Source organism: Mesorhizobium sp. M0296 (assembly GCF_040321675.1).
Taxonomy (GTDB): Bacteria; Pseudomonadota; Alphaproteobacteria; order Rhizobiales; family Rhizobiaceae; genus Mesorhizobium.
On sequence record NZ_JAMYRZ010000003.1, the window covers coordinates 177844 to 196680 of the forward strand.

At 62.1% G+C, this 18837-nt stretch carries 18 protein-coding genes and 1 pseudogene; 15 read left to right on the forward strand and 4 right to left on the reverse strand.

Features of this window, described 5'->3' with window-relative positions:
• Positions 1 to 105 precede the first annotated feature (105 nt).
• Positions 106 to 402: a hypothetical protein gene (locus NKI97_RS05040; RefSeq protein WP_352450871.1), complete on the forward strand. Its 297-nt coding sequence runs from the start codon at positions 106 to 108 to the stop codon at positions 400 to 402.
• A 304-nt stretch (positions 403 to 706) separates the two neighbouring features.
• Complete coding sequence (locus NKI97_RS05045) at positions 707 to 1021, forward strand: hypothetical protein (RefSeq protein ID WP_352450870.1); 315 nt, start codon at positions 707 to 709, stop codon at positions 1019 to 1021.
• 13 nt (positions 1022 to 1034) lie between these two features.
• Here NKI97_RS05045 and NKI97_RS05050 read toward each other — a convergent pair whose 3' ends face one another.
• Positions 1035 to 1625, reverse strand: coding sequence for a GntR family transcriptional regulator (locus NKI97_RS05050; RefSeq protein WP_502900811.1), 591 nt, complete (start codon positions 1623 to 1625; stop codon positions 1035 to 1037).
• Between the two features lie 167 nt (positions 1626 to 1792).
• Between NKI97_RS05050 and NKI97_RS05055 the strand changes: the two genes are divergently transcribed.
• The 13 genes and pseudogenes from NKI97_RS05055 to NKI97_RS05120 all read left to right on the forward strand — a co-directional run bounded on the left by NKI97_RS05055 (position 1793) and on the right by NKI97_RS05120 (position 16306).
• Positions 1793 to 2686 carry a dihydrodipicolinate synthase family protein gene (locus tag NKI97_RS05055; RefSeq protein WP_352450868.1) on the forward strand — a complete coding sequence of 298 codons (894 nt, stop codon included), beginning with the start codon at positions 1793 to 1795 and terminating at the stop codon, positions 2684 to 2686.
• Positions 2687 to 2734: 48 nt separating this feature from the next.
• Complete coding sequence (locus NKI97_RS05060; protein WP_352833019.1) at positions 2735 to 3985, forward strand: NAD(P)/FAD-dependent oxidoreductase; 1251 nt, start codon at positions 2735 to 2737, stop codon at positions 3983 to 3985.
• Between the two features lie 28 nt (positions 3986 to 4013).
• Positions 4014 to 5015 carry a 4-hydroxyproline epimerase gene (locus NKI97_RS05065; RefSeq protein WP_352742939.1) on the forward strand — a complete coding sequence of 334 codons (1002 nt, stop codon included), beginning with the start codon at positions 4014 to 4016 and terminating at the stop codon, positions 5013 to 5015.
• Positions 5016 to 5349: 334 nt separating this feature from the next.
• On the forward strand, positions 5350 to 6252 hold the full coding sequence (locus NKI97_RS05070; RefSeq protein WP_352450865.1) for a branched-chain amino acid ABC transporter permease: 903 nt from the start codon (positions 5350 to 5352) through the stop codon (positions 6250 to 6252).
• A gap of 82 nt (positions 6253 to 6334) precedes the next feature.
• Positions 6335 to 7852, forward strand: a pseudogene (gene livM, locus NKI97_RS05080) (high-affinity branched-chain amino acid ABC transporter permease LivM); the annotation flags it as partial.
• Positions 7852 to 8994, forward strand: a complete 1143-nt coding sequence (locus NKI97_RS05085; RefSeq protein ID WP_352832941.1) for an ABC transporter ATP-binding protein — start codon at positions 7852 to 7854, stop codon at positions 8992 to 8994. The pseudogene livM and the gene NKI97_RS05085, both read left to right, overlap by 1 nt.
• Positions 8994 to 9722: an ABC transporter ATP-binding protein gene (locus tag NKI97_RS05090; RefSeq protein ID WP_352450909.1), complete on the forward strand. Its 729-nt coding sequence runs from the start codon at positions 8994 to 8996 to the stop codon at positions 9720 to 9722. The genes NKI97_RS05085 and NKI97_RS05090 overlap by 1 nt, the downstream gene beginning before the upstream one ends.
• 18 nt (positions 9723 to 9740) lie before the next feature.
• Positions 9741 to 10100 (forward strand): DUF6867 family protein, encoded by a 360-nt coding sequence (locus tag NKI97_RS05095; RefSeq protein WP_352450863.1) that lies wholly within the window; start codon positions 9741 to 9743, stop codon positions 10098 to 10100.
• Between the two features lie 126 nt (positions 10101 to 10226).
• On the forward strand, positions 10227 to 11345 hold the full coding sequence (locus NKI97_RS05100) for a branched-chain amino acid ABC transporter substrate-binding protein (RefSeq protein ID WP_352450862.1): 1119 nt from the start codon (positions 10227 to 10229) through the stop codon (positions 11343 to 11345).
• Positions 11346 to 11537: 192 nt separating this feature from the next.
• Positions 11538 to 14996: a pyruvate carboxylase gene (pyc, locus tag NKI97_RS05105; protein WP_352832944.1), complete on the forward strand. Its 3459-nt coding sequence runs from the start codon at positions 11538 to 11540 to the stop codon at positions 14994 to 14996.
• A 161-nt stretch (positions 14997 to 15157) separates the two neighbouring features.
• Complete coding sequence (locus NKI97_RS05110; protein ID WP_023719653.1) at positions 15158 to 15418, forward strand: DUF2312 domain-containing protein; 261 nt, start codon at positions 15158 to 15160, stop codon at positions 15416 to 15418.
• A 61-nt stretch (positions 15419 to 15479) separates the two neighbouring features.
• Entirely contained in the window at positions 15480 to 15920 is a 441-nt protein-coding gene (locus tag NKI97_RS05115; RefSeq protein ID WP_023719652.1) for a hypothetical protein, read from the forward strand.
• Positions 15921 to 15991: 71 nt separating this feature from the next.
• Complete coding sequence (locus tag NKI97_RS05120) at positions 15992 to 16306, forward strand: hypothetical protein (protein ID WP_352832947.1); 315 nt, start codon at positions 15992 to 15994, stop codon at positions 16304 to 16306.
• A 3-nt stretch (positions 16307 to 16309) separates the two neighbouring features.
• On the opposite strand, the gene msrB is transcribed toward NKI97_RS05120, so the two are convergent.
• From msrB to NKI97_RS05135, 3 genes are all read right to left on the reverse strand, one after another.
• Positions 16310 to 16714, reverse strand: coding sequence for a peptide-methionine (R)-S-oxide reductase MsrB (gene msrB / locus NKI97_RS05125; protein ID WP_027152870.1), 405 nt, complete (start codon positions 16712 to 16714; stop codon positions 16310 to 16312).
• A gap of 109 nt (positions 16715 to 16823) precedes the next feature.
• Entirely contained in the window at positions 16824 to 17645 is an 822-nt protein-coding gene (locus NKI97_RS05130; protein ID WP_352832950.1) for an MBL fold metallo-hydrolase, read from the reverse strand.
• Positions 17646 to 18836, reverse strand: coding sequence for a vWA domain-containing protein (locus NKI97_RS05135; RefSeq protein ID WP_352832953.1), 1191 nt, complete (start codon positions 18834 to 18836; stop codon positions 17646 to 17648).
• Position 18837: the final 1 nt, after the last annotated feature.

Below are 18837 nucleotides of genomic sequence, written 5' to 3' on the forward strand. Positions count from 1 at the left end.
CAATCTTCTTAGGTTGCAGTCCTGCCGCGAAGGAGACGCTGGCAGATCAACCAACGGCGCTGGTGACGGCTCCGGGGGATATGTCCGGCGCAAAGGAGGTGTCAGATGACACGTCTCATGGCGACTATAGCTTGCGCTGCGATGGCCCTTTCCGCCGTCCCGGCAATGGCTGCCGAGCAATGCGCGGCTCGCGCCGATATGGTCAAGGCGCTCGGCGAGAAGTTTCATGAAAACCCAAGCGCGGTCGGCGTCGTCAATCCGAATGTGGTGCTTGAAGTCTTCGTTTCCGACAAGGGCACCTGGACCATCCTCGCCAGCGACACAAAAGGTCAAAGCTGCGTGATTTCAGTCGGCGAAGGCTGGGAAAGCGCGATGACGATAGCGGCGCTGCCAGGCACCTGAACGATTTATCACGGGTCTGCGCGCCTCGGCATGGCCGCGCAGCCTGTGGCCCATTCTTTTCGGCGACAGCCGTAAAACGGATCTGCAGGCGCCCGCTTGGGCGCCTGCTTGCGCTTTTCCATTGCCGATACCATATATCGAGAACATAATGGGAACATCTGGAATCGTTCCCACCAATGGCAGACCGGAACACAGAAAGGAACGACGCGATGATGATGACGTCGGAACCGGCCTGAATCGCTCCGGCAAAATGAGGCCGTCAAACCCCTCCTTTGCCGGAACGTGATGGCAAAGGAGGTGCCCTATGGCACGCAAATCGCTGTTGAGATGGGTGAAAACCCTGGTTCTTGCTGGCGCATTGGCGGTGGGTACGAACACCGCAGGCGCGCAATATCAATACTGCGTTGAACATGGCGAGCTCGTCGCCCATTTGAGCGAGAAGTTCCAGGAAAGGCAGTTTGCTTTGGGGCTGATCGGTCATGAGGCGGTCATGGAAGTCTTTGTCGCCGAGACCGGAACCTGGACCATCGTCGTCACCGATATCGCCGGCAGAAGCTGCATCGTCGCGGCCGGCGACAATTGGGAAAACGTGATGCCCCTGCCCGGCCAGGGCGCATGACGAAATGGCAGGCTCAGCGCGTAGCAGCCGCCTCGGCATGGCCGCGCAAAAGCGCCATCAGCCGCTTGGCGTCCTTGGCCGCGGCCTCTTCGTCGCTGGCGAGGATCGAACGGATCAGCGCGACATGATGCTCGGCGGATTCGGCCAATCCGGTATCGGCCTTGTAGCGGAACCAGAAGCGACGGCTATGGGTTTGCAAGGGTGCCGCCAGGCGCGCGGCGAACGGGTTGTCGGCAGCCAGCGCCAGCGCCTCGTCGAGCGCCTTGTCGGCCTGGATGAAGTAAAACACATTTTCCGAAATCACCGCTTTCTGCATGGCCAACGCTGCGTCATGAAACAGGTCGGCGGCCTCGCGGGTGACGAAGCGGGCGGCCGAGCGGGCAAGCACCACCTCGACGCCACGGCGGGCGTCGAGGACACGCAGCCAGTCGCCAGGGTGAAGCGGGGCAATGGCAATGCCGGCACGCGGCCGGACCTCGAGCAGCCCCTCCCAGGCCAGCCGCTGGATCGCTTCGCGCACCGGGGTGCGGCCGAGGCCAAGCCTGTCGATCAGCGCCCCCTCGGTGATGAAGCTCGCCGGCGCCAGTTCGAGAGTTACGATCATGTGCTCGAGCCTGCGGTAGGCCTTCGCGGTCGCCGGCTCGGAGCCAGGTCTGTCATATACCAATGCGAACATCTCCTGATATATTGTTGATATATCACATCAGATTCAACGTTGACAGCCGGCTTCTTAAGAAATATACGGCTGATATATCAGATGGAGCGATCGACATGTGGGCCGGAGTCTTCCCCGCCGTTACGACCAAATTCACCGAGGACGACGGCCTCGACCATGCCGAGATGGAGCGCTGCTTTGCGCTGCAGATGGAGGCCGGCTGTGACGGCATCATCGTCTGCGGGTCGCTCGGCGAAGGCCCGATGCTGTCGCACGACGAGAAGATCGCGGTGCTGAAGACCGCGCAGAAGATCGCCGGCAACAAACCGGTGCTGTTGACGGTCAACGAGGCCGGTACACGCGAGGCGGCGGCGATCGCGCGCCGCGCCGCCAAGGAAGGCGCCAATGGTTTGATGGTGGTGCCGAGCCCGATCTACCATACCAATGCCGAGGAGACGGTCGCGGCACTCAGCGCCGTCGCCGCGGCCGGCGACCTGCCGGTGATGATCTACTCCAACCGGCTTGCCTACCGCGTCGACGTCACCGTCGACCAGATGGAGGAGTTGGCGAAGGACCAACGCTTCGTCGCCATAAAAGAGTCCTCCGACGACATCCGCCGCTCGACCGAGATCATCAACCGCCTCGGCGACCGCTACGACCTGTTCACCGGCGTAGACAATCTCGCCTTCGAGGCGCTGTCGGTCGGCGCCATCGGCTGGGTGGCGGGCCTGGTCACCGCGTTCCCGCGCGAGACCGTCGCCATCTACCAGCTGATGAGACAGGGCCGCCGCGAGGAGGCGTTGAAGATTTACCGCTGGTTCCGGCCGCTGCTCGACCTCGACGTCTCGACCTATCTGGTGCAGAACATCAAGCTCGCCGAAGTGTTGGCGATCAACACCAACGACCGCGTGCGCATGCCGCGCCAGCCATTGTCGGGCGAGCGGCGCAAGGCAGTCGAAAAGATCGTCAGGGATGCGCTGGTGGTGCGGCCAGAGCTGCCGACATTCTGATCCGGTCGCTTTGAAGGCATTTGCAGATGTGCAGCGCGGCGCATGGCAATGAATGATAATGCTACGCTCGATGTCGCCATCATTGGTGGCGGCATCATCGGCATCTGCGCCGCCGCCTTTCTGGCCGAGGCGGGGCGAAACGTCACGATCTTCGATCGGACGGGGATCTGTGAGGAAACCAGCTCCGGCAATGCCGCTGCCTTTGCCTTCTCCGATGTGCTGCCGCTCGCCCACAAGGGCATGATCAAGCAGTTGCCGAAATGGCTCGCCGACCCGCTCGGCCCGCTCAGCATCCCACCCGCGTATCTGCCGAAGCTGCTGCCCTGGCTGGTCCGCTTCTGGCGCGCCGGCCGAAGCGACCGCTATGAAGCCGGCCTTGCCGCGCAGGCCGGGATGATGAAGCTCGCCGAGGCGGAATGGATGGGCTTGCTCGACCGTTCCGGCACACGGCCGATGCTGCATGAGGACGGCTCGCTCGAACTCTACGACAGCGAGGCCGAGTTCAAGGCCTCGCTGACCGGCTGGGCGGCAAGGCAGCGCTTCGGCATCGGCTTCAGCCATGTCGAGGGGAGCGCTCTCACAGCCCTGCAGCCCGGTCTGTCGCCGCGCTTCGTCAAGGGAACGTTCGTGCCGGGGTGGAAAACCGTTGCCGATCCCAAGCTGCTTGGAAAGGCCTTGTGGGCCTATGCCGAGAGGTTGGGCGCCGGGTTCGAAAGGGCCCGGATCGAGCGTGTCAAGGCGGGACAGGACGGCGCGATCTTGACAACGGCCGACGGCACGCGGCGACGGGCGAAGCACGTCGTCATCGCTGCCGGGGCCTGGTCGCATCTGCTGGCGAGACATCTCGGCGACGGAATCCCGCTGGAGACCGAGCGTGGCTACAACACGACGTTGCCGAAGACTGCCTTCGACGTAAAGCGGCAATTGATCTTCTCCGGGCATGGCTTCGTCATCACGCCGCTCGAGACGGGCCTGCGCGTCGGCGGCGCGGTCGAACTCGGCGGCCTTGAGAGGCCGCCCAATTATGCGCGCTCGAAAGCGCTGCTCGAAAAGGCGCAGAAATTCCTGCCGGGACTGGATCCGGCCAATGGACGCGAATGGATGGGGTTCCGGCCGTCGCTGCCGGATTCGCTGCCGGTGATCGGGCGGTCGCAACAAACGCCGTCGGTGGTGTATGGTTTCGGCCACGGTCACCTCGGCCTGACCCAGGCTGCGGCGACCGGGCGCTTGATCCGCGAGCTCGTTCTCGGGCAGAATCCATCGCTCGATCTCGGCCCGTTCAGCCCGCAACGGTTTTGAGTTCGAAGACATTCAGTTGGGAGCCGGCATGGCCAAGAATTCCTTCTTCTGCATAGACGGCCACACCTGCGGCAATCCGGTGCGGCTGGTCGCCGGCGGTGGGCCTTTGCTCAAGGGCTCAACGATGATGGAGCGGCGAGCGTATTTCCTGGCCGAATATGACTGGATCCGCACCGGGCTGATGTTCGAGCCGCGCGGCCATGACGTGATGTCCGGCTCGATCCTCTATCCGCCGACGCGTGAAGATTGCGACATCGCCATCCTGTTCATCGAAACCTCGGGCTGCTTGCCGATGTGCGGCCACGGCACCATCGGCACAGTAACTTTTGCCGTCGAGCATGGGCTGATCAAGCCGAAGACACCGGGCGTGCTCAGGCTGGATACGCCGGCGGGCCTGGTCGTAGCGGAGTACAGCCAAGTCGGCGACTATGTCGAGGAGGTGCGCATCACCAATGTGCCTTCCTTCCTCTATGCCGAGGCACTGACGGTCGAATGCCCCGGGCTCGGCGAGATCAGCGTCGATGTCGCCTATGGCGGCAATTTCTACGCCATCGTCGAACCGCAAAAGACCTATCGCGACATGGCCGACCATTCGGCCGGCGAACTGATCGCCTGGAGCCCGGTGGTGCGGCAGCGGCTCAACGAAAAATATACTTTCGTGCATCCGGAGAATCCCGGCATCAACACGCTGTCGCACATATTGTGGACCGGCGCGCCGACCAACCCGCAAGCCGATGCCCGCAACGCCGTCTTCTACGGCGACAAGGCAATCGACCGGTCGCCCTGCGGCACCGGCACCTCGGCGCGGATGGCGCAGCTTCACGCCAAGGGCAAGCTTGGGGTCGGCGACGACTTCGTCCATGAATCGATCATCGGTTCGTTGTTCAAGGGCAGGGTCGAGAAAGAGGTCACCGTCGCCGGCAAGCCGGCAATCATTCCGTCGATCGGCGGGTGGGCGCGGATGACCGGATTGAACACGATCTTCATCGACGACCGCGACCCGTTCGCGCACGGCTTCGTCGTCAAATAGAGAAAACGCTGACGCAGGGGAAAGAAAGAGAGCGCAAACGGATTGCCTTCGACGGCGCAACGATCCCGCTCATCAACTTATTTTGACGGCGATTTCTTCGAAATGGAGCGCATGCTGCGATTGAATCGTCAAAGACATTGCGTTAGGCCAATGGTAGGGTCCGCGATGGTCCAGGGGCCGGATAGGAAAAAACGGGCAATCCGATGGCGTGCGACGAAAACACCCATGGCGATTGAAAAATCACGTTGCAATCCGGGCTCGAAACTTTACGACTAGGGGCAATACGAAAAGGAATGCGTCTGCATGGGCGACATTCCAGGGGAGCCACGACAGCATGCAGTATTTTGTCCAGCAGCTTATCAATGGGCTGACGCTGGGATCGATCTATGGGTTGATTGCGATCGGCTACACGATGGTGTACGGCATCATCGGCATGATCAATTTCGCCCATGGCGACATCTTCATGGTCGGCGCTTTCACCGCCCTCATCGTTTTCCTTATCCTCGGTGCGTTGTTCTATTCGGTGCCGATCGTCGTTGCGCTGCTGATCATGATGATCGTGGCGATGCTTTTGACCGGCCTCTACAACTGGACTATCGAGAAAGTGGCTTACCGGCCGCTGCGCGGTTCGTTCCGGCTGGCGCCGCTGATCACCGCCATCGGCATGTCGATTGCCCTGTCCAATTTCGTCCAGGTCACGCAAGGGCCGCGCAACAAGCCCGTCCCGCCGATGGTCTCCAAGGTTTATTCGATCGCGGGCATCAGCGTGTCGCTGAAGCAGATCATCATCGTCCTGGTCACCATAGTCCTGCTGGCGCTGTTTTGGTATCTGGTCAACAAGACCTCGCTCGGCCGGGCGCAGCGCGCCTGCGAGCAGGACCGCAAGATGGCGGCACTGCTCGGCGTCGACGTCGACCGCACCATCTCGATCACCTTCATCATGGGCGCCGCGCTTGCCGCCGTCGCCGGCACGCTGTTCCTGATGTATTACGGCGTGGTGGTGTTTTCCGACGGTTTTACGCCCGGTGTGAAGGCGTTCACCGCCGCGGTGCTCGGCGGCATCGGCTCGCTGCCCGGCGCCGTGCTCGGCGGGCTGATGATCGGCTTCATCGAGAGCATGTGGTCGGCTTATTTCTCGATCGACTACAAGGATGTCGCCGCGTTCTCGATCCTGGCGATCGTGCTGATCTTCCTGCCTTCCGGCATTCTCGGCCGGCCAGAAGTCGAAAAGGTCTGAGATCATGGCGGTTACCGTGTCTCCGGAAAGCACCGTCGTCGCCACCCCGGTCCAGCGCGCTTTTCGCGAAGCGCTCTATGCCGGCGCCGTCGCGCTTGGCCTGTTCGTGCTGTTCATCGGCCTGAAGACCGACCAGAACATCTCCAACGAGTTGATCCTGGTGCAGCGCTGGGGCCTGCTCGCCGCCGTGGTGATCGCCACCATGATCGGCCGGTTCCTCTACGTCGCCTATGGCCAGCCTTTCATGGCCAACCAGAAGATCGCCGATGTCGCCACCGGCCTGCTGCCAGACAGTGTGGCGACGCGGTTCTTCCGGTTACCATATTTCTTCGCGGCGATCGGTATTGCGGTCGTTCTGATTCTTCTGGCCAGCTCCCTTGACGGGCTGGTGGGGCCGGATCTTGCAGGTTATGCACGTTTCGTGCGAGCGCTAGCGATCATCTATGCGCTGGCTTGGGTGATCTACTATTTCCGTGCCTTCATCCATGCCCATTTTTCGGCGCTCGGCATAACCGCGCTGGCGCTCTATCCGATCATCGTCGTGCTGGTGCTTGCTCTCTATACGGGTTCGATGGTGGGCGGCTTCCAAGGCTCGCTGAAATGGGTCGACAATTTCGGCATCCAGATCCTGATCTACGTGATGCTGGCCTGGGGACTGAACATCGTCATCGGCCTCGCCGGCCTGCTCGATCTCGGCTATGTCGCTTTCTACGCCGTCGGTGCTTACGCCTACGCGTTGCTCGGCACGCATTTCGGCCTGTCGTTCTGGATCCTGCTGCCCGCCGCCGGCCTGATGGCTGCGTTCTGGGGCGTCATGCTCGGCTTCCCGGTGCTGCGCCTGCGCGGCGACTATCTGGCCATCGTGACGCTCGCCTTCGGCGAGATCATCCGGCTGGTGATCATCAACTGGCGCGAAGTGACCAACGGTTCGGCCGGCATATCCGGCATCCCGAAGGTTTCATTCTTCGGCCTGATATCGTTCAATGTCTCGGACCCCAACTACATCGCCAAGGTGTTCGGCATTGCCCAATCGGGCGCCTATTACAAGATCTTCCTCTATTACCTGATCCTCGGGCTCTGCCTGCTGACCGCCTTCGTCACAATAAGGCTGAGGCGCATGCCGGTCGGCCGCGCCTGGGAAGCGCTGCGCGAGGACGAGATCGCGTGCCGCTCGCTCGGCATCAACACCACCACCACCAAGCTCACCGCCTTTGCCACGGGCGCCATGTTCGGCGGCTTCGCCGGCTCGTTCTTCGCCGCACGGCAAGGCTTCGTCAGCCCGGAATCCTTCGTCTTCCTGGAATCGGCGATTATCCTCGCCATCGTCGTGCTCGGCGGCATGGGCTCGCTGGTCGGTATCGCCGTCGCCGCGCTGGTGATGATCGGCGGCACCGAAGCGCTGCGTGAACTCGATTTTCTGAAGCGGATATTCGGCCCCGATTTCACCCCGGAACTCTATCGCATGCTGTTGTTCGGCATGGCGATGGTCATCGTCATGCTGTGGAAGCCGCGCGGCTTCGTCGGCAGCCGTGAACCGACAGCCTTCCTCAAGGTTCGCAGGGCCGTGTCGGGGTCCTTCACCAAGGAGGGGCACGGCTGATGAACGCGAGCCCCTCCGTGACCGACGCCATCCTCCAGGTCGAGCATCTGTCGATGAAGTTCGGCGGTCTCGTCGCCATCGGCGACCTGTCCTTCCAGGCCAAGCGCGGCGAGATCACCGCGCTGATCGGTCCGAACGGCGCCGGCAAGACCACTGTGTTCAATTGCATCACCGGTTTCTACAAACCGTCCGAAGGCATGATCACGCTCAACCGGCGCGACGGCTCCAGCTTCCTGCTCGAACGTCTGCCGAACCATGAGATCCCGGCGCGCGCCAAGGGGGCGCGCACGTTCCAGAACATCCGCTTGTTCTCGGGCATGACGCTGCTGGAGAACCTTCTCGTCGCCCAGCACAACAAGCTGATGAAGGCGTCCGGCTATACCATTCTCGGCCTGTTCGGCTTCAGCGGCTATAGGCAGGCCTCGGCGGAGTCGGTCGAACTGGCCAGGCACTGGCTGGAGAAGGCCGATCTTGTCGAACGCGCCGACGATCCGGCCGGCGATCTGCCCTATGGCGCACAGCGGCGCCTCGAAATTGCGCGCGCCATGTGTACCGGCCCCGAGCTTCTGTGTCTCGACGAGCCGGCCGCCGGCCTCAATCCGAAGGAATCGGCGGCGCTCAATGCGCTGCTGATGGACATCAAGAAAAACACGTCGATCCTTTTGATCGAGCACGACATGTCCGTGGTGATGCAGATTTCCGACCACGTTGTGGTGCTCGAATATGGGCGCAAGATCTCCGACGGCAGTCCGCAATCGGTGCGGACCGATCCGCGCGTCATCGCCGCGTATCTCGGTGTTGACGACGAGGAGGTCGAGACAGTGCTGAGCGAAGTCGGCGACGAAGACGTCATCGAGCAATTGGATACGGGTCCGGATGCCGCCCACGGCCCAGGCACATCGTCTTCGTATCTCGCCGGACCGGTTACCGACACGGTCGGCCACAGCGAGGGCGAGCGCGTCACCGTGTCAAAGGGCGCTTCGAAGGCCGGCCAGATCGATGCAAGGTCGAGCGCTGCTGCAAAGTCCGGATCGCCGGCCAAAGCCAAATCGGCCGCGAAATCTTCCACGGCAAAGCCGGGCAAGGCTCCGGCGAAGTCGAAAACTCCCGGCACCTCCAATCGGCGTGGAGGGCGTAAATGATGGCCGGCACAACGCTGCTCGATATCAAGGGCGTCCAGACCTACTACGGCAACATCAGGGCGCTGAACGGCGTCGACGTCACCGTCAACCAGGGCGAGATCGTGGCGCTGATCGGCGCCAACGGCGCCGGCAAGTCGACGCTGATGATGACCATCTTCGGTGCTCCCCGCGCCCGCGCGGGTACCATCACATTCGCCGGTACCGACATCACCCAACTGCCGACGCATGAGATCGCGCGCATGCGCATCGCCCAGTCGCCGGAGGGTCGGCGCATCTTCCCGCGCATGACGGTGATGGAAAACCTGCAAATGGGCGCCAGCCTCGACAACCTCGAGCATTATGACGAGGACGTCGAGAAGGTGTTCACGCTGTTTCCACGCCTCAAGGAACGCATTGCCCAGCGTGGCGGCACGCTGTCCGGCGGCGAGCAGCAAATGCTGTCGATCGGCCGCGCGCTGATGGCCCGGCCGAAGCTGCTCTTGCTGGATGAGCCGTCGCTTGGCCTGGCGCCGCTGATCGTCAAGCAGATCTTCGACGCCATTCGCGAGCTGAACCGCACGCAGGGCCTGACCGTGTTCCTGGTCGAGCAGAACGCCTTCGGGGCGCTAAAGCTCGCCACGCGCGGCTATGTCATGGTCAACGGCAATGTGACGATGAGCGGCACCGGCAAGCAACTGCTTGCCAATCCGGAAGTGCGCGCCGCCTATCTCGAAGGCGGTCACCACTGAGTTCAGGAGACATCAATCATGCAGGGCATTCTCTATGAGGAACCCTCGATCTGGCAATTCTTCTTCGTCACCTGCCTGCTTGGCGGGTGGGCAGTGTGGATGACGGGCAAGGCCAGTGCCCAGACATGGCGCGGCTTTGGGCATTTGTTCGCCTATATCCTAGGCCTGGGCATCGCCGTCAGGTTCATTCACCACGCGCTGTTCGGCGGCACGATGTTCTCGCTGCATTATTATGTCGTCGACACCATAGTGCTGATGATATTGGGTTTCGTCGGTTATCAATACACGCGCACCAATCAGATGGTAACGCAGTATAATTGGCTCTATGAAAGAGCATCGCTTTTGAGCTGGAAACCAAAAGGTGACGTTCATCATTAACGTCGTCTCGGGGATGAATCGGCGTGACAAGTGCCTGAAAATCGGCAAAGTACCTTTTCTGCGAGTAAGAGTGGGCATCGCATGAAAGAAACATCCACGCCCACTCGGTAAATGGGAGCGTTTTACATGAAAAAGTCACTCTTGTCCGCCGTCGCCGTGATCGCGCTTGTCGCGTTCAGCGGCAGCGCGTGGGCTGACATCCTGATCGGCGTTGCCGGTCCGATCACTGGTCCGAACGCAGCATTCGGCGCGCAGTTGCAGAAGGGCGCCGAACAGGCTGCCGCCGATATCAACGCGGCTGGCGGCATTAACGGCGAGCAGATCAAGATCGAGGTCGGCGACGACGTGTCGGATCCGAAGCAGGGCATCTCGGTCGCCAACAAGTTTGTCGCCGATGGCGTCAAATATGTCGTCGGCCACTTCAATTCGGGCGTCACCATTCCGGCGTCAGAGGTCTATGCCGAGAACGGCATTCTCGTCATCACGCCTTCCGCTACCAACCCGAAGCTGACCGAGCGGGGCCTGTGGAACACGTTCCGTACCTGCGGACGCGACGATCAGCAGGGCAAGGTTGCCGGCGACTACCTCGCCGCGCACTTTAAGGACGGCAAGATCGCCGTCGTCCACGACAAGACGCCTTACGGCCAGGGTCTCGCCGACGAAACCAAGAAGGCACTCAATGCTGATGGCGTGACCGAAGCCATGTATGAGGGCATCAATGTCGGCGACAAGGACTTCTCGGCGTTGATCGCCAAGATGAAGGATGCCGGCGTCAACGTCGTCTACTATGGCGGCCTGCACACCGAGGCCGGCCTGATTATGCGCCAGCTCGCCGATCAGGGTCTCAAGGCCCAGTTCATGTCCGGCGACGGCATCGTGTCGAACGAATTGGCCTCCATCGCCGGCGATGCCGTCGACGGCACGCTGATGACGTTCGCTCCCGATCCGCGCAAGAACCCGAACGCCAAGGAACTCGTGGAGAAGTTCCGCGCCGCCGGTTTCGAGCCTGAAGCCTATACGCTCTACTCCTACGCCGCGCTGCAGATCGTCGCCGCCGCCGCCAACAAGGTCGGCTCTTCCGACGACGCGCAGAAGGTTGCGGAAGAGATCAAGAAGAGTGGCCCGTGGAAGACCGCCATCGGCGACATCGGCTATGATGCAAAGGGCGACATCACCCGTCCCGACTACGTCATCTACACTTGGAAGAAGGGTGACGACGGCAAGTACACCTACTTCGAACAATAAGCCGGCAAACGCCTGCAGCCCAAAAAATGCCCGGCGCCTCGCGCCGGGCATTTTTCATTTGTCTTTTGCTTCATCGCAATGGGCGCAAGATTTTAAATCGGTTTAGCCGACGTCTCCATTTTTGTTTGCACTGCAGCATTTTCGCGCTAATCATGTCCGGCAGTTCCCTTCCCCGCGTCCGGAGCCCTGTCCTTGGCAATCTCGAAGATCCTTGTCGCCAACCGCTCCGAAATAGCCATCCGCGTCTTCCGCGCGGCAAACGAGCTCGGCCTCAAAACCGTGGCGATCTGGGCGGAGGAGGACAAATACTCCCTGCACCGCTTCAAGGCCGACGAAAGCTACCAGGTCGGGCGCGGGCCGCATCTGGCCAGGGATATGGGGCCGATCGAGAGCTATCTGTCGATCGAGGAGGTTATCCGCGTCGCCAGGCTTTCTGGCGCCGACGCCATCCATCCGGGCTACGGCCTGCTGTCGGAAAGCCCGGAATTCGCCGAGGCCTGCGCCACGGCCGGCATCATCTTCATCGGGCCAAAGCCGGATACGATGCGCAGGCTGGGCAACAAGGTCGCCGCCCGCAATCTCGCAATCGAAGTCGGTGTGCCGGTAATTCCCGCTACCGATCCCTTGCCGGACGACATGGCGGCGGTAAAGGAACTCGCCAAGACGATCGGCTACCCGGTGATGCTCAAGGCGTCCTGGGGCGGCGGCGGCCGGGGCATGCGCGCCATCCGCTCCGAGGCCGATCTCGCGCGCGAGGTGATGGAAGGCAAGCGTGAGGCGAAGGCGGCTTTCGGCAAGGACGAGGTCTATCTCGAAAAGCTGATCGAGCGCGCGCGCCACGTCGAGGTGCAGGTGCTGGGCGACACACATGGCAACGCCGTGCACCTGTTCGAGCGCGATTGTTCGATCCAGCGCCGCAACCAGAAAGTGGTCGAGCGGGCGCCGGCGCCCTACCTCGAAATGTCACAGCGCGAGGAGCTTTGCGGCTACGCGCTGAGGATCGCGCGCGAGACCAGCTATATCGGCGCCGGCACAGTCGAGTTCCTGCAGGATGCCGATACCGGAAAATTCTATTTCATCGAGGTCAATCCGCGTATCCAGGTCGAGCACACCGTCACCGAACAGGTGACCGGCATCGACATCGTCAAGGCGCAGATCCACATCCTCGATGGCTTTGCCATCGGCACGGCGGAATCGGGCGTTCCGGCGCAGAAGGACATCAGGCTCAACGGTCACGCGCTGCAGTGCCGCATCACCACGGAAGATCCCGAGCATAATTTCATCCCCGACTATGGCCGCATCACCGCCTATCGCGGCGCCACCGGCTTCGGCATCCGCCTTGATGGCGGCACCGCCTATTCGGGCGCGGTCATCACCCGCTTCTACGATCCGCTGCTGGAAAAGGTGACGGCGTGGGCGCCGACGCCGGCCGAGACCATTGCCCGCATGAACCGGGCGCTGCGCGAATTCCGCATCCGCGGCGTGGCGACCAACCTCACGTTCCTCGAGGCGATCATCAATCACCCGAGCTTCGCCGACAATTCCTACACCACCAAGTTCATCGACACGACGCCGGAACTGTTCGCCAGTGTGAAGCGGCAGGACCGCGCGACCAAGCTGCTCAACTACCTTGCCGACGTTTCGGTCAATGGTCATCCCGAGACGCGCGGCCGGCCGCAGCCAAAGGCCGATGCGGCGCCACCGGTGGTGCCATATCTCAACGGCAATGTGCCTCAAGGCAGCAAGCAGAAGCTCGACGTGCTCGGGCCGGAGAAATTCGCCGCGTGGATGCGCGAACAAAAAGAGGTGCTGGTCACCGACACGACAATGCGCGACGGGCATCAATCCTTGCTCGCGACGCGTGTGCGCACCTATGACATTGCCGGAATTGCCGGCACCTATGCGCGTGCTCTGCCGCAGCTTTTGTCGCTCGAATGCTGGGGCGGCGCCACATTCGACGTCGCCATGCGCTTTCTCACCGAAGACCCATGGGAGCGGCTGTCGCTGGTGCGCGAGGCAGCACCCAACCTTGTGCTGCAGATGCTCCTGCGCGGTGCCAACGGCGTTGGCTATACCAACTATCCCGACAATGTCGTCCAGCATTTCGTCCGCCAGGCCGCTGCCGGCGGCATCGACCTGTTCCGGGTCTTCGACTGCCTGAACTGGGTCGAGAACATGCGCGTGGCCATGGATGCGGTCGGCGCCGAGGGCAGACTGATCGAAGCGGCGATCTGTTATACCGGCGACATACTCGATCCGGCGCGGGCCAAATACGATCTGAAATACCATGTCGACCTGGCCAGGGAATTGCAGTCGGCAGGCGCCCATATCATCGCCGTCAAGGATATGGCCGGACTTTTAAAACCGGCGGCGGCCCGCGTGCTGTTCAAGGCGCTGCGCGAGGCGACGGACCTGCCGATCCACTTCCACACCCACGACACATCCGGCCTGTCGGCGGCAACCGTGCTGGCGGCGGTGGAGAGCGGCGTCGACGCCATCGACGCGGCGATGGATTCGCTATCCGGCAACACCTCGCAGCCGTGCCTCGGTTCGATCGTGGAAGCGCTGAAGGGCACCGAGCGCGATCCGGGCCTCGACCCGCAGTGGATCAGGAACATCTCGTTCTACTGGGAGGCGGTGCGCAACCAGTATTCAGCCTTCGAAAGCGACCTGAAGGGGCCGGCATCGGAGGTCTATCTGCACGAAATGCCGGGCGGTCAGTTCACCAACCTCAAGGAACAGGCGCGCTCGCTCGGGCTGGAGACACGCTGGCACGAAGTGGCGCAGACCTATCACGACGTCAATCTGATGTTCGGCGACATCGTCAAGGTGACGCCGTCGTCCAAGGTCGTCGGCGACATGGCGCTGATGATGGTGAGCCAGGACCTGACCGTCGCCGACGTCGAGAATCCGGCGAGGGACATCGCCTTCCCGGATTCGGTGGTGTCGATGTTGCGCGGCGATCTCGGCCAGTCGCCGGGCGGCTGGCCAAAGCCATTGCAGAAGAAGGTGCTGAAGGGCGAAAAGCCGATCACGGTGCGGCCGGGTTCGCTGCTCAAACCGGCGGACCTCAAGGCCAGTCGCGCGGAGGTCGAGGAAAAGCTCGAGCGCAAGCTCAGCGAGTTCGAGTTCGCGTCGTGGCTGATGTATCCGAAGGTGTTTTCCGATTTTGCCGCCGCGCAGGAGACCTACGGGCCGGTCAGCGTGCTGCCGACGCCGACCTATTTCTACGGCATGAAGCCGGAAGACGAGATTTTCGTCGACATCGAAAAAGGCAAGACGCTGGTGGTGCGCTGCCTTGCCATCGGCGATGTCGACGAAAAGGGCATGGTCACCGTATTCTTCGAGCTCAATGGGCAGCCGCGCCGGGTGAAGGTGCCGGACCGGGCGCATGGCGCGTCCGCTGCCAAGGCACGGCGCAAGGCGGAGCCGGGCAATGAGGCGCATGTCGGCGCGCCGATGCCTGGCGTCGTCTCGGCGCTTGCGGTCGCTGCCGGCCAGGCGGTGAAGGCTGGCGACGTGCTGCTGTCGATCGAAGCGATGAAGATGGAAACGGCGTTGCATGCCGAACGCGACGGCACCATAGCCGAGGTGCTGGTCAAGGCCGGCGACCAGATCGATGCCAAGGATCTGCTGATCGCGTTCGGGTGAAATAGGCCGCCGTCAGACAGCTTTGTCGGCGCCTGGCAGCAGCCCTTCATGCCGCATCGATAGCACCTTGACCCGCCGCGCCCGGTCGGGCATCGAACCGCTGCAATTCGCCGCTCGGGTCACCCCGAGTCGCGGTGAGAAAACGACGCGGAGAGAAGACTATGGCCGACGACATCACCGAGACCAGCCAGACTGTTGCCGCCGGCCAGCTGCGCGCCTTCATCGAACGCATCGAGCGGCTCGAGGAAGAGAAAAAGACGATTGCCGACGACATCAAGGAAGTGTTCGCAGAGGCCAAGGGCACCGGCTTCGACACTAAGGCGATGCGGTCGATCATCCGGCTGCGCAAGAAGGACCAGGCCGAGCGGCAGGAAGAGGAATCCATTCTCGATCTGTACAAGGCCGCGCTCGGCATGGTGTAAAAGCCAGCCTCGGCGCCCGAGACGATCGCGGGAGAAGCGGTTCTGACCATGGATTCCAGCCATGAGCGAATTCGATTTTGGCGCCCGCCGCGCCTCTGAATTCCGCCAACGCAGCTTCTGGACGTTGTTCGCGGAACGGCATCCGGATGAAAGGGCTCTGCTGGCGAGGCGCGGACCGTGGTTCTGGCAGCGTGGGCTGCCCGATTTCGCATTGGTCCTTTCCATGTACGTCGCGCCTGCGCAGAATCATGTCGGCGTCTTCTTCGGCCGCAACGAGAAGTTCGGTGCCACGCAAGCCTGGTCGCGGTTGAAGCCGTTCCAGCCGGCCATCGAAGACAGGCTGAAGCTCAGGCCAGAACAAAGTTGCGACGGCCTAGGCATCAATTCGATGTGGCGGGTGAATTGTTTTGCCGAGGACAATTGGCCGGCGATGACTGACTGGCTGGTGACGGAAGCCTCACGTTTCGAGCGCGCGATTGCCGAAGTTCTGGGTCAGGAATAAAGCAGGGTTTCCAGACGCAATCCTTGTGGAAGGGTTGCTCTGGTGAGCAGAGCGAGGGAGCCGGTCGATCGATGACGATCATGTCGGGCGTTGCCGCCTTCTTCCGCTCACGCTGGTTCGGCGGCGTGCCGCTCGATCGGCTGTTCTGGCGCGACCTGGTCGTTGTCGGCACAGCGATCAACGTCGCGTCGTCGGTGGCGGCACTCATTCTGCTCGGGCTGAAGCTGCCGCTTGCGCTCGTCCTGGCGGTGCATTTCGCGCCGGTGCCCTACAATATCTTCCTGACCTTTGCCGTTTGGCGAACTGCCGGAAAATCGAGTGGCGTCATGGCCTCGCTGATGACGCTTGGCGCCACGTTGTGGCTGATCCTGGTGGTTGTGGCCTGACGATCAGGCGGCCGGCTCGAATTTGAGCGCCACGCCGTTGATGCAATAGCGCAGACCGGTCGGTGGCGGGCCGTCCTCGAAGACATGGCCGAGATGGCTGCCGCAGCGGGCGCAATGGCATTCGGTGCGGACCATGCCGTAGCTGCGGTCGACGGTGGTCTCGACCGAACCCGGCACTGGGTCGTTGAAGCTCGGCCAGCCGGTGCCGCTCTCGAATTTCAGCTTGGATTCAAACAAGGGCTGGTCGCAGCCGACGCAGGAGAAGGTGCCGGCGCGCTTCTCGTGCAGCAGGGCGCAGCTTCCCGGCCGCTCGGTGCCGTGGTTGCGCATCACCGCATATTGCTCGGGCGTCAGCCGGGCGCGCCATTCGGCATCGGTGCGGGTAACGGGGTAGGTGTGGCTGTCCATTTTTTCCTCTTAGCTTATGTCGCTATTTGGGTTGCCTTCCCAACTTCGCCTGAAATAGGCATTTGTTACGGCGTTTGCTCGTATTTCCTATCCTGCCGCGAAGAATCCCTCAGGCGATGGCGGCGAGATAGCGCGCAACCGATGCTGAAAATGCCGCCTTTGCGTCTCCGATGACGTTCTGGTTCCACCATGCGCCGTAGATATGGTCGAACGCGAAAGGCTCCAGCGCGGCCTTGATGCCGAGCACTTTCGTCGCGTTGAGCGGGATATAGTTCGGATAGCTGTACATGAAGCTGACATGACGGCGGGTCGGCGCCACCTGCAGGATGTCGCCGGCCAGGATGGCATTGCCGCCGTCGCGCTTCCAGTGCAGTACCTGGCCACCGGCAAAGTGGCCGCCGCAGCGGATGAGCGTCAGCGACGGGTTTATGGCGCGCATCTCGCCTTCCCAACTGATGATTGCCGGATGCGGCCGCATGATCCACTGACGATCATCGGCGTGCAGATAAATCGGCACGCCGCCAAACGCCTCGCTCCACTCGACCATTGCCGAATAATAATGGCAGTGCGAAATGGCGATGGCGGCCAGGCCGCCCCGGCGGTTGATCTCGGCCACCGCCTCGTCGCTGACCATCGAGATGCAGTCCCACAGCACATTGCCGTGCGGCGTTTGCGCCAGCAATGCGCGCTGGCCGATAGCGAAGCGTGGCTCGATGCCGAAGGCGAGCACGCCGGCATCATCCTTGATCACGACCCGATGGCCGGCGGCGAGCTCTTCCGGCGTGGTCCAGGCCTGACCCTCCCAGCGCACATATTGCCGCTCGTCCTCGCAGATCGGGCAATGTCGCGGCGGCGTCGCTGTCGCCGCGAACTGGACACCGCATTGCAGGCAAAGGAAACAGGTCGACCGTCCTGTTTTGCGTGGATCCATTCAGTGCTTCCTTGAAAGTTGCTTCGTCGCGGCTTCGAGGCCGGCGAGCGTCAGCGGAAACATGCGGCCGCCAAAAATATCGCGGATCATGGCAATCGAATGGGTAAAACCCCAGTTCTTCGCGTCTTCCGGATTGAGCCAAATGGCGTTCGGCCATTGCTGCAGCAGCCTGCCGAGCCAGACGGCGCCGGCCTCCTTGTTCCAATGCTCGACCGAGCCGCCGGGTTGAGCGATCTCATAGGGGCTCATCGAGGCGTCGCCGACGACGATCACCTTGTAGTCGGGGCCATATTTATGGAGGAGATCGAAGGTCGGAATCACCTCGGCATGGCGGCGGCGATTGTCCTTCCACACGCCCTCGTAAAGGCAGTTGTGGAAATAGAAATATTCGAGCTGGCGGAACTCGGCGCGGGCGGCCGAAAACAGCTCCTCGACACTCCTGACATGGTCGTCCATCGAGCCGCCGACATCGAAGAACATCAGCAGCTTCACGGCATTGCGACGTTCGGGTTGTGTCTTGATGTCAAGATAACCGTGCTCGGCGGTGGCGTGGATGGTGCCAGGCAGGTCGAATTCCTGTTCGGCGCCTTCGCGCACCCAGCGGCGCAAGCGCTTCAGCGCGACCTTGATGTTGCGGGTGCCGAGTTCGACGGCGTCATCGAAATTCCTGAACTCGCGTTTGTCCCAGACTTTTACCGCGCGGCGGTTGCGGCTTTCGTGCTGGCCGATGCGCACGCCTTCGGGATTGTAGCCATAGGCGCCGAAGGGCGAGGTGCCGCCGGTGCCGATCCATTTCGAACCGCCCTGATGCCGGCCGTTTTGCTCCTCCAACCGCTTCTTCAGCGTCTCCATCAGCTTTCCGAAGCCGCCCAGCGCCTCGATCAGCTTCTTCTCCTCGTCGGTCAGGTGCTTTTCGGCGAGCCTCCGCAGCCATTCCTCCGGGATGTTTGCGACATCGACCGCGTCTTCGTCAGTCAGCGCCTCGACACCTTTGAAGATGTGCGAAAAGACCTGGTCGAAGCGGTCGATGTGGCGCTCGTCCTTCACCAGAGCGGCGCGGGCGAGATAGTAAAAGCCCTCGACATCATAGTCGACCAGCCCGGCCTCCAGCCCCTCCAGCAGCGACAGATATTCGCGAAGCGAGACCGGAACCCGCGCTGCCTTCAATTCGAGGAAGAAGGGGATGAACAAT

What these genes read in the sequence shown, in the direction of transcription:
- NKI97_RS05120 (WP_352832947.1), top strand. Translation starts at nt 15,992, where the DNA reads ATGACGATCATGTCGGGCGTTGCCGCCTTCTTCCGCTCACGCTGGTTC.
- NKI97_RS05065 (WP_352742939.1), top strand. Translation starts at nt 4,014, where the DNA reads ATGGCCAAGAATTCCTTCTTCTGCATAGACGGCCACACCTGCGGCAAT.
- NKI97_RS05055 (WP_352450868.1), top strand. Translation starts at nt 1,793, where the DNA reads ATGTGGGCCGGAGTCTTCCCCGCCGTTACGACCAAATTCACCGAGGAC.
- NKI97_RS05085 (WP_352832941.1), top strand. Translation starts at nt 7,852, where the DNA reads ATGAACGCGAGCCCCTCCGTGACCGACGCCATCCTCCAGGTCGAGCAT.
- NKI97_RS05070 (WP_352450865.1), top strand. Translation starts at nt 5,350, where the DNA reads ATGCAGTATTTTGTCCAGCAGCTTATCAATGGGCTGACGCTGGGATCG.
- NKI97_RS05130 (WP_352832950.1), bottom strand. Translation starts at nt 17,645, where the DNA reads ATGGATCCACGCAAAACAGGACGGTCGACCTGTTTCCTTTGCCTGCAA.
- NKI97_RS05040 (WP_352450871.1), top strand. Translation starts at nt 106, where the DNA reads ATGACACGTCTCATGGCGACTATAGCTTGCGCTGCGATGGCCCTTTCC.
- NKI97_RS05090 (WP_352450909.1), top strand. Translation starts at nt 8,994, where the DNA reads ATGGCCGGCACAACGCTGCTCGATATCAAGGGCGTCCAGACCTACTAC.
- NKI97_RS05045 (WP_352450870.1), top strand. Translation starts at nt 707, where the DNA reads ATGGCACGCAAATCGCTGTTGAGATGGGTGAAAACCCTGGTTCTTGCT.
- NKI97_RS05050 (WP_502900811.1), bottom strand. Translation starts at nt 1,625, where the DNA reads ATGATCGTAACTCTCGAACTGGCGCCGGCGAGCTTCATCACCGAGGGG.
- NKI97_RS05095 (WP_352450863.1), top strand. Translation starts at nt 9,741, where the DNA reads ATGCAGGGCATTCTCTATGAGGAACCCTCGATCTGGCAATTCTTCTTC.
- NKI97_RS05115 (WP_023719652.1), top strand. Translation starts at nt 15,480, where the DNA reads ATGAGCGAATTCGATTTTGGCGCCCGCCGCGCCTCTGAATTCCGCCAA.
- NKI97_RS05100 (WP_352450862.1), top strand. Translation starts at nt 10,227, where the DNA reads ATGAAAAAGTCACTCTTGTCCGCCGTCGCCGTGATCGCGCTTGTCGCG.
- NKI97_RS05060 (WP_352833019.1), top strand. Translation starts at nt 2,735, where the DNA reads ATGAATGATAATGCTACGCTCGATGTCGCCATCATTGGTGGCGGCATC.
- msrB (WP_027152870.1), bottom strand. Translation starts at nt 16,714, where the DNA reads ATGGACAGCCACACCTACCCCGTTACCCGCACCGATGCCGAATGGCGC.
- NKI97_RS05110 (WP_023719653.1), top strand. Translation starts at nt 15,158, where the DNA reads ATGGCCGACGACATCACCGAGACCAGCCAGACTGTTGCCGCCGGCCAG.